The 9026-nt window shown below is 60.7% G+C and carries 8 protein-coding genes; 6 read left to right on the plus strand and 2 right to left on the minus strand.

The window, feature by feature from the left end:
- Nucleotides 1-222 precede the first annotated feature (222 nt).
- Together PCS43_RS33160 and pdxA are read right to left on the minus strand one after the other, a co-directional pair.
- Nucleotides 223-990 (minus strand): DeoR/GlpR family DNA-binding transcription regulator, encoded by a 768-nt coding sequence (locus PCS43_RS33160; RefSeq protein ID WP_003941419.1) that lies wholly within the window; start codon nt 988-990, stop codon nt 223-225.
- 27 nt (nt 991-1017) lie between these two features.
- Nucleotides 1018-3270 carry a 4-hydroxythreonine-4-phosphate dehydrogenase PdxA gene (gene pdxA, locus PCS43_RS33165; RefSeq protein WP_007732489.1) on the minus strand — a complete coding sequence of 751 codons (2253 nt, stop codon included), beginning with the start codon at nt 3268-3270 and terminating at the stop codon, nt 1018-1020.
- 212 nt (nt 3271-3482) lie between these two features.
- Between pdxA and PCS43_RS33170 the strand changes: the two genes are divergently transcribed.
- The 6 genes from PCS43_RS33170 to PCS43_RS33195 are packed head-to-tail and all read left to right on the plus strand — an operon-like array spanning nt 3483 to nt 8997.
- On the plus strand, nt 3483-5060 hold the full coding sequence (locus PCS43_RS33170; protein WP_007732494.1) for an ABC transporter substrate-binding protein: 1578 nt from the start codon (nt 3483-3485) through the stop codon (nt 5058-5060).
- Nucleotides 5061-5064: 4 nt separating this feature from the next.
- The gene (locus PCS43_RS33175; RefSeq protein ID WP_007732496.1) at nt 5065-6069 is read left to right on the plus strand and encodes an ABC transporter permease; all 1005 of its coding nucleotides are present in this window, start codon (nt 5065-5067) and stop codon (nt 6067-6069) included.
- On the plus strand, nt 6069-7016 hold the full coding sequence (locus PCS43_RS33180) for an ABC transporter permease (protein WP_007732498.1): 948 nt from the start codon (nt 6069-6071) through the stop codon (nt 7014-7016). The genes PCS43_RS33175 and PCS43_RS33180 overlap by 1 nt, the downstream gene beginning before the upstream one ends.
- A gap of 3 nt (nt 7017-7019) precedes the next feature.
- On the plus strand, nt 7020-7853 hold the full coding sequence (locus PCS43_RS33185) for an ABC transporter ATP-binding protein (RefSeq protein ID WP_007732500.1): 834 nt from the start codon (nt 7020-7022) through the stop codon (nt 7851-7853).
- On the plus strand, nt 7850-8716 hold the full coding sequence (locus PCS43_RS33190; RefSeq protein ID WP_007732503.1) for an ATP-binding cassette domain-containing protein: 867 nt from the start codon (nt 7850-7852) through the stop codon (nt 8714-8716). Before PCS43_RS33185 ends, PCS43_RS33190 begins: the two co-directional genes overlap by 4 nt.
- Nucleotides 8716-8997 carry an aldo/keto reductase gene (locus PCS43_RS33195; protein ID WP_270923245.1) on the plus strand — a complete coding sequence of 94 codons (282 nt, stop codon included), beginning with the start codon at nt 8716-8718 and terminating at the stop codon, nt 8995-8997. The genes PCS43_RS33190 and PCS43_RS33195 overlap by 1 nt, the downstream gene beginning before the upstream one ends.
- Nucleotides 8998-9026 lie beyond the last annotated feature (29 nt).

Below are 9026 nucleotides of genomic sequence, written 5' to 3' on the forward strand. Positions count from 1 at the left end.
TTCGTACAACCTCGTGTCACTCGCCGTAAAGGCGGGAGTCGGTGTCCGTGTCGCTCTGACTTGGAATAAGTTACGCGTCCGCCGAAGTCTTTGACAAATCCACAGGTCAGAGGCTCGGAGGTATCCATTTCCCCAGCAAGATTGCCCGTTTCAGTCGATTTTCACGAATTCGGACATCATGTGACGCCGGACACCGTGCCCGGATCGGCACGCAGCGGGAACTCACACCACTTGGACTCGGATACCTGCATCCTCGAACAACGCGACTTGCTTTGCGTCTACTGCAGCATCGGTAACCAGCACGGCCCCCGGCGGTATCGGCGCCCACGCATGGAAAGGACGTTCACCGAGCTTGGCGGAGTGGGCGAGGATGTAGACCTCGCCGGCACGTTCGATCATCATTTCCTTGAGCCGGGTCTGATCGAGCTCAGCTTCACAAATACCCAGGTCAGCCGTAACTGCATCGGCACCGAGGAATGCCTTGTCAAACGACACCCGCTGCAGCGACGCTTCCGCCAGTGGCCCGACGAATCCTTGACTGAGCTGCCGCAGCGTCCCGCCGAGACATTCGACTCGAACACCATCAGCGTCGGCTAACGCCTCGAGCGCCGTAAGCCCTGCAGCGATCACCGTCAAATTCGTCACGTGACGTAAGAACTCTCCCATCGCCCCGACGGTGGTACCTGCATCAAGAAGTACGGTTTCCCCGGGCCGAACCTGCTCAGCAGCCCATTCGGCGATGCCCCGTTTGGCGTCGAATCCCTCCATTGCGCGTTGACGCAAGGAGGATTCCGGATGAGGGTTGAGAGCAATCGCCCCGCCGTACGTTCGAGCAATTACTCCCTGGGCAGTCAACTGACTCAGGTCGCGACGAATCGTGGATGCAGTCACCCCGAATTGGGCAGACAGATCCTCGACACTGGCCAGACCGCTGGTGCGAGCGAGCCTCGCAATCTCCGACCGCCTCGCCTCCGACTCCCGGATGGCCATCGCTCCTCCCCCTACAAACCGTGGTTCTTACTTGGAAACGAATGTGCTGGTTGCCAATTCGGCCGCCTGCCGCAGCGCTTCGACCATACTACCGGCCTCGGCGATGCCCTTACCTGCAATATCGAAAGCGGTTCCGTGATCGACGGAGGTACGGATGACAGGTAACCCGACGGTGATGTTGACGCCGGCCTCGATCCCGAGAACCTTGACCGGGCCGTGCCCCTGATCGTGGTACATCGCAACGATCAAGTCGTAGTCCCCACGTCCAGCGAGGAAGAATGCCGTGTCCGCCGGCAGTGGGCCGTGGACGTCGATTCCTTCTGCCTTCAAGAGTTCGACGGCGGGAATGATCTTCTGCTCTTCCTCTCCGTACCCGAAAAGCCCGTTCTCCCCCGCATGCGGGTTGATCCCGCACACGCCGATTTTCGGAGATGGATTGCCCGTGCGCACCAAAGCTTCGTGACCTCGACGAATGGTCCTCTCGACCAGGCCGGGCTCGATCCTGGCAACTGCATCGAGCAGTCCGATGTGAGTGGTCACGTGAATCACCTTGAGCTTGGGGGTCGACAACATCATCGACACCTCCTCGGTACCGGTCAGGTGCGCAAGCAATTCCGTGTGTCCGGGATAGATGTGTCCTGCCGCATGCAGCGCTTCCTTGTTCAGCGGCGCCGTGCAGATCGACTGGACTTCACCGCGTACGGCGAGTTCGCTTGCGACGCGGATATATTGATAGGCCGCATCCCCCGCGACTGCCGACAGTTCACCCCAGGCGAGATCCTCGGGTAGCAAGTCCAGGTCGATGACGTTGATCCGTCCATCGATGAATTCAGCATCCTTGATCTCCTCGATCGCGACCACGTCGACGTCGATTCCGAGCACCGTGGCAGCCAATCGCAAACGCTTCGCGTCGCCGACAACAACAGGGCGGCAACGCTTTCTCGTTTCACCGTCGAGGAGTGCGGGGACGATCACTTCCGGTCCGACGCCGGCGCCGTCGCCCATCGTGACAGCAATCAGCGGCAGTGGAGTGGATTCGATTGACATGGGATTGACCTCGTTGTCTGAAGGAGTAACTGAAGGCGGACTGTCCGGAGCGGCGACCGGGGTGGGTTGCGCGAGAAACTTCGTTATGGAGAAAAGACTGTGTGCATTCCCGAAACTGCCTGGCCGCGTGACGATGTACCGTCCGGTTCGATCGACGGAAAGTACGGCGCCGTGTTCGATTTCGTAAATCGGTGACAGCGTGTCGACCCGCAGGCGGTCGAGAACGCTGCGCGCGGTTTCGCCACCGGTAAGTACCAGGTCGATCGGGTAATCGTCGTGGGAGAATCCTGCATCGACGGCAGCGATCAGATCGGCGAGAGCCGAAACGAGGTGGACGGATTCTGCAGGCACGACAGGTCCACTTACCGAAACCACGACGTTTCCGCGATCCAGTGCGTTCAGAATCGGAAGCGGATCGACCGAATGCGCCAGCAGCTCAGCACTGTTCACTTCGATATGGTGCGCCCCTGAATCCCGAAGCAATGCCACTTGGTCCCCGGCAGACGCATCCGCCGTCCCCACGACGACCAAGGTAAATCGAGAAACACGAAGAGATGGGCACGCGACGGGTGACTGCACGGTTCTTCGTCGTGCCACTGCCATCGCGAGCGCCGAGGTTCCTACCAATCGAGAACCCCGAACCTCCTGTGCTGCAGCCACAATCAGTTCCAGATCACTCTCGGTCTCGACGTCGCAGATCGCCACCGACCCGGCTTCTGAGATCGACGCAAGAACCTGGCTCAAACGCCCGGAGCGAATGTCATCCAGCGATACGCCAGAAGTGATTGCCGACGGGCCGAGCGCCTCTGCAATCGACCGAGGAGTCGGCTTCGACTCCGCGCGCCACAGGTCAGTGGAGTGCAACGCAACCCCATCGACCAACACCACGCCGTCTTGCACCGTGCGCCCTTGTCTGGGCAGTCCGGCGGCGACGATGACCGGAGATCCGTCGCGGGAGAGTTCTCCAACCTCCGCTGCTATGTTGCCCCTGAGCAGGGAATCGATCTTCTTGACGATCTCGGAGCCGTCAGACGATTGCAGAACTGATCTCACGTCCCGAGAGGCTCTGGCGGGGTCGGATCGCCGTGAGTGCAGATCGAAAACCGTCACTCCTGATCCGTCGGGCGCATCTGGGCCGAGCCGAAGCGATATGCCCGAACTGCGGAGCAGAAATCCTGCGGCCGACTCCGCTGCTCCGGAAAGATCATCAGCGATGATTACCAGTGGTTTCATCGAATTCCTCGACCCCCTTTCGGTCTGAATCGAGTATGCACAGCATCGCAACCGATGCGCGAAGTACGCAATCGAAGTTACGGGACTTGCGCGAAGTGCGCAACAGTGCCATTGTGAGCTGAGTTACAAGCGAGAGCCCGACGCGATTGTTCACCAACAGTCCGCTCGGAGCGTCGCCCCCACGCTGCCCCGTCAGGATCGAAAGGTCACCGATGACCAATACTCGTTTGCGAACACCACAGCTCTCCCGGCGATCCTTTCTGCAGTTCACCGGGCTGATCGGTGGCGCAACGCTTCTGGGCACGACTGCCGCGTGCGCCGGCCCTACCGGGAAACCGACACAGGACACCCTGGTGCTCGGGCTCAACCGCTCGCTCGTCAGCCTCGACAACAAACTCAATCAATTCGACGCAGCAGTCACGGCTCAACGTGGCGTCAGACAAGGTCTCACCCGGATCGGCGACAATCTGACACCGCAACTCGTTCTCGCTGACAGGTTCGAATCGACCGGCCCGACCGAGTGGACGGTTCGACTCCGCGAGGGCATCCGTTACTCCGACGGCACACCTGTGCTGATCGACGACGTCACGACGGCAATGCAGATGTACCAGCAGGTCAGCGGATCGTTTGTCGCACCGCAGTTCCCCGAGTGGCCGACGGTCGTCCCCATCGACGATCGCACCTTCATCCTTCGGACGAATTCCCCGGTGCCGGTTCTGGACTCGCTCATGTCCAACATCTTGATCACCCCGGCCGCTGCCAACGAACCCAACGAACTGCAGAGCGGAATCGGGTCGGGACCGTTCGTCGTCAGCGAATCGAACCGGGGCACCGGCGATTACACACTTGTCGCCAATGACAACTACTGGGGCCCGGCCCCCGGCGTTCGTCGTGTTCAGGTCCGCTTCATTCCCGAAGAGGCCGGCCGCGTCGTCGCGCTTCGGAGCGGCGAGGTCGACGTCATCGACTCGATCAGTCCCGATTCCGCCGAACAACTCGCCGATCTGCCTGGTGTCCAGGTGGACACAGTACCGAGCACACGCATCAACCAACTGTTCTTCAACTTCCGCAAGCCCGCCGATCACCCACTGTCCAATCCGCGTGTCCGAGAAGCTCTCACGTATGCCATCGACGGTGAGTCACTCGCTCGGGACGTGCTGATCGGTTCCGCAGTCCCGGCCACCGGCCCCGCACCGTCGACCTTGGACGGAGCCGTGAAAACTGGCACTTACCAATATGATCCACGGAAAGCGCGGCAAATGCTCGAGGCCGAAGGCGCCGACGACCTCGAACTCACCTTCATCTGGGAAACCGGAGAGTTCACCAACGACGTCTCGGTGATGGAATCGGTACTCGAAATGATGAAGGCCGTGGGAGTACGCGTCAAACTCCAGCAGTTCGAACCGGGCGGTGACATCTCGTCCTGGCGCCAGGGCAAGACCGGCGACTGGGATGTGCTGGGCAACGGCTACGGCAACCAGACCGGACTTGCACTGACCACGTTGCAGGGGATGTACGCCGGCACAGCGGAGAAGGAAGCAACTCGCGACACCTATCACGGGTACGTCTTCCCCGAAATCACCGCGAAGATCCAAGCCGCATCCAGTGAACCAGACCCGACCAAGCGCGCCGCTCTACTCGACGCCGCACAACAAGACATCTGGAACACCTGGCCTTGCCTGTGGAGCTTCGTACCCAACGCACTCCTTGCGAAACGCACTCGTGTACAAAATGTTTCACTGACCCCGATCAACTCCTACGACCTCGGCGCCGTCCGATTGGAGGCCTGAGGCGATGACTCTCACCGCTCCGAAACCGCAAACCGCTCTCGGAATCTCTCCGCGTCGACGCACAAGGATCAACCCGACCGTCAAATACGTGCTCAAACGTCTGGCACAGAGTGCCTTGACGATCTTCCTCACGCTCACAACAGTGTTCGTCCTGATCCGAATGGCACCCGGCGATCCTGCCTACGCCTTGGCCGGACCGCTGGCCAGCACCGAGGATCTCGCACAGATCCGTGCTGACATGGGCTTGGACAAGTCGGTGTTCTCCCAATACCTGATCTACCTGTGGGACCTCGTCCACCTGAATCTCGGCACGTCGTACTCGTTCCAGGCGCCGGCCATGGACGTTGTCCTCGGCCGTCTCCCGTACACCATCACCCTTGCCGTCAGCTCCATTCTGTTGACCGCCGTGCTCTCGATTCCGCTGGGCGTGTGGATGGCCCGTCACGCGGACACCAGACGTGAACTCGGTGCGAACGTCGTAGCCGTCGGCGGGCAGTCCATGCCGGAGTTCTGGAGCGGCCTGATGCTGGTGACGATCTTCGCGGTCTTGATCCCAGTACTCCCGGCAGCCGGTTTCACCACATGGCCGTCGTTGATCCTGCCTACCGTCACCATCGCCATCCTTCAGATCGCGTTGATCTCCCGGATGGTTCGACGCGAAATGGTCTCGGCCTTCGCTTCTCCGTACATCACGGTCGCACGCTCTCGCGGAGTATCGGAACGCGAACTCACCTGGCGATATGCGATGCGTAATTCGGCGATTCCGATCGTCACCGCGCTGGGCACCAGATTCGCCGGAATGCTGAACGGCGTCGTGGTGGTCGAGGTCGTGTTCGCCTGGCCTGGTGTCGGCTCGCTGGTGGTCCGCGCACTCGAGACTCGCGACTACCCGCTCATCCAGGCCACCGTGCTTGTCACCGCGGTTCTCGCCGTGCTCGTGCAACTGGCAGTGGACCTCCTCTACCCCCTCCTGGATCCACGCGTGCGACTCGGAAAGGGCGCCAACTGATGACTACCGTCTTGGAACCTCCAACAACTCCACGCGCCAGCGCGGTCACCGAGGCAGACTTCGCACGCGCCGGAGCCACGCGCCGTAAGCGAGACAGCCGAGTCAAGATCTGGACCGGCTCGATCTGCGCGCTCCTGGTGATTCTTCCTGTTGCATTGGCGGGACTACTCCCCCTTGCAGATCCGAACCAGACCAACCTGAGCAGTCGACGGCTACCGCCCCTCACCGACGGCCATCTGTTCGGCACCGATCAGTTGGGACGAGATCTGCTCTCACGGATCCTGCACGGCGGCCAGGTGTCTCTGACGATCGGTATTCTCGCCGTGATCGTCTCCGGCGTCATCGGCATCGTCGCCGGATCCGCCGCGGGGTACTTCGGTGGTTGGGTCGACACCGTGATCTCCCGCCTACTCGAAGCACAGCTTTCTCTGCCTTTGCTGATGATGCTGCTTCTCGTTGTTGCGCTGTTCGGCCCGTCCATTCCCGTCATCACGTTTGTCATCGCGATCGCACAGTGGCCCGAAGTCGCACGGTTGACTCGCTCATTGGTACTCGTCGAACGCGAAAAGCCTTACGTAGCTGCAGCTCGAGTCCTCGGACTTACCCGCATGGCCATCCTGCTTCGTCACGTCATTCCCAACATCGTCAAGCAGGCATCGCTCGTCGTCCTGCTGCTGCTCGCGCAGGCCGTACTGCTGGAAAGTTCGTTGAGCTACCTCGGCGCCGGACCGCAACGTCCATTCGCTACCTGGGGACGAATCATCGCCGACGGCCAGGACTACATCACCACGTCATGGTGGATCGTCACGTTGACCGGTCTGATGATCGTGCTGCTGGTCGTCGGAGTGAACCTACTCGGCGATGGTCTGCGCGATCGTCCTGCAGGTTCGAAACGACTGGGCGCAAGCCTGTTCGGGCGTGGCAGCGCCCAGAAAGCGAAGGCGTGAGACATGGGAAATCTACTACGGGTCGACGATCTCCAGATCGAACTTGTCACGGCGAACGGCGTCATCCGAGCCGTCGACGGCGTGTCCTTCTGCATCGACGCCGGTGAAACCGTCACCATCATCGGTGAATCCGGCTCCGGAAAGTCGACGACAGCCATGGGGATTCTCGGACTGCTTCCGGACGATCTTGCGGTTCTTTCCGGGAAAGCCGTGTTCAAGGGTCAGGACATTCTCGGAAACACGAAGATCCTGAACGATATTCGCGGAAAACACATCGCGCTCATCCCCCAGGACCCGATGACGGCTCTGAGTCCCGTCCACACCATCGGTAGCCAACTTCGAGAAGCAGTGCGCCACAGCGGTGTGACCGCGAAGAAGCAACAAATCGAGCGAGCAGTGCAACTGCTCGAGCAGGTACGCATTCCGTATCCGGATCAGCAACTCGACAAGTACCCGCATCAACTGTCGGGTGGAATGTTGCAGCGCGTCCTGATCGCCGGCGCTCTTGCTGCCGGCCCCGAACTGATCGTGGCCGACGAACCCACCAGCGCACTGGACGTAACCGTTCAGGCCGGGATTCTGGATCTATTGCTCGAGTTGCAGGAGCGCACCGGCATCGGAATGCTGGTCATCACTCACGATCTCGGAGTTGCGCGGTTGGTCTCCGATCGCATCTACGTGATGAAGGACGGACGTTTTGTCGAGACCGGTAGTGCCGACGTTCTCGTCGACTCACCGCAAAGCGCCTACACACAAAAGCTTCTCGACGCCATACCTCAACTGGGGCCTTGGGACGGCGACCCCGCCCGTTCAACACAGATCGGAGCCTCGGCATGACCCGCCACGAAACGCCACTTCTCGCCGTCGAAGATCTCGTGGTCGAGTATCCGGTTCCCGACGGAGTTTTCCGAGCCGTGGATGCTGTGAGCTTCTCGGTGGAAAAGGGCAAGACCTTGGCCATCGTCGGCGAATCCGGATGTGGCAAGTCGACCATCGCTCGATCGATCGTCCGACTCCTCACACCGACCAGTGGACGCATTCTCGTCGACGGCAATGACATCGCGCAGATGTCGGAGAAGTCGCTGCGCCCCTACCGCTCTCGCGTTCAAATGGTGTTCCAAGATCCGTACGGATCGCTCGACCCTCATCTGACTGCCGAGGACATCATCGGAGAACCACTGCGCCTCAAAGGTGTTCGGAGCAAGTCTGAACGTGCAAAGGCAGCAGCAGAACTCGTCGATCGCGTTGGCTTGCCCAGCTCGGCACTACACCGGCGTCCGGCGGAGTTCTCAGGAGGCCAACGTCAGCGCATCGGAATTGCTCGTGCACTTGCCAGCGGACCCGAGATCCTGGTCTGCGACGAAGCGACCAGCGCTCTCGACGTGTCGGTGCAAGCGCAGGTACTCGAGCTCCTACGTGAAATTCAGGCCGATACCGGTCTGACGTACGTTTTCATCTCACACAACTTGGGCGTCGTCCGAGAAATCAGCGAGACCGTAGTCGTGATGTCGAAAGGAACCATCGTCGAATCCGGTTCCACAGACACAGTTCTCGCCAGTCCGCGCGAGCCGTACACCCGCGCACTACGAGGCGCTGCTCTCGATCCCACCACCATGGTCGGCATCAAACCACGCCACGTGGTGGCAGCCCTGTCCAAGAACTTGCTAGCCAAGCAGACCGAATCACGAGGAGTTGCCTGATGACCGCCCCACTCGAGCTTCCGAAACTGGTGCTCGGCACCATGACATTCGGAGACACGGTCGACATATCGGGCGCCGGATCGATGCTCGACGCAGCACTAGGCGCCGGTATCTCTCACATCGACACGGCCAACGGCTATGCGGGCGGCGAGTCCGAGCGCATGCTGGCAAAGCTGCTCCACGGCCGACGCGATTCCGTCACTCTGGCCACCAAAGCGGGAATGCCGCATCCCGAGAGCAATGATCAGAACCTGTGGATGGTTCTCGGCGAGGCGGCGTGAGTGGGCGCACCTTCCCGGGAATGATCTGA

Origin of the sequence: Rhodococcus sp. C-2, from assembly GCF_027854095.1 — a bacterium.
Lineage (GTDB): Bacteria > Actinomycetota > Actinomycetes > Mycobacteriales > Mycobacteriaceae > Rhodococcus_F > Rhodococcus_F qingshengii.

What these genes read in the sequence shown, in the direction of transcription:
- PCS43_RS33170 (WP_007732494.1), top strand. Translation starts at nt 3,483, where the DNA reads ATGACCAATACTCGTTTGCGAACACCACAGCTCTCCCGGCGATCCTTT.
- pdxA (WP_007732489.1), bottom strand. Translation starts at nt 3,270, where the DNA reads ATGAAACCACTGGTAATCATCGCTGATGATCTTTCCGGAGCAGCGGAG.
- PCS43_RS33180 (WP_007732498.1), top strand. Translation starts at nt 6,069, where the DNA reads ATGACTACCGTCTTGGAACCTCCAACAACTCCACGCGCCAGCGCGGTC.
- PCS43_RS33195 (WP_270923245.1), top strand. Translation starts at nt 8,716, where the DNA reads ATGACCGCCCCACTCGAGCTTCCGAAACTGGTGCTCGGCACCATGACA.
- PCS43_RS33160 (WP_003941419.1), bottom strand. Translation starts at nt 990, where the DNA reads ATGGCCATCCGGGAGTCGGAGGCGAGGCGGTCGGAGATTGCGAGGCTC.
- PCS43_RS33190 (WP_007732503.1), top strand. Translation starts at nt 7,850, where the DNA reads ATGACCCGCCACGAAACGCCACTTCTCGCCGTCGAAGATCTCGTGGTC.
- PCS43_RS33175 (WP_007732496.1), top strand. Translation starts at nt 5,065, where the DNA reads ATGACTCTCACCGCTCCGAAACCGCAAACCGCTCTCGGAATCTCTCCG.
- PCS43_RS33185 (WP_007732500.1), top strand. Translation starts at nt 7,020, where the DNA reads ATGGGAAATCTACTACGGGTCGACGATCTCCAGATCGAACTTGTCACG.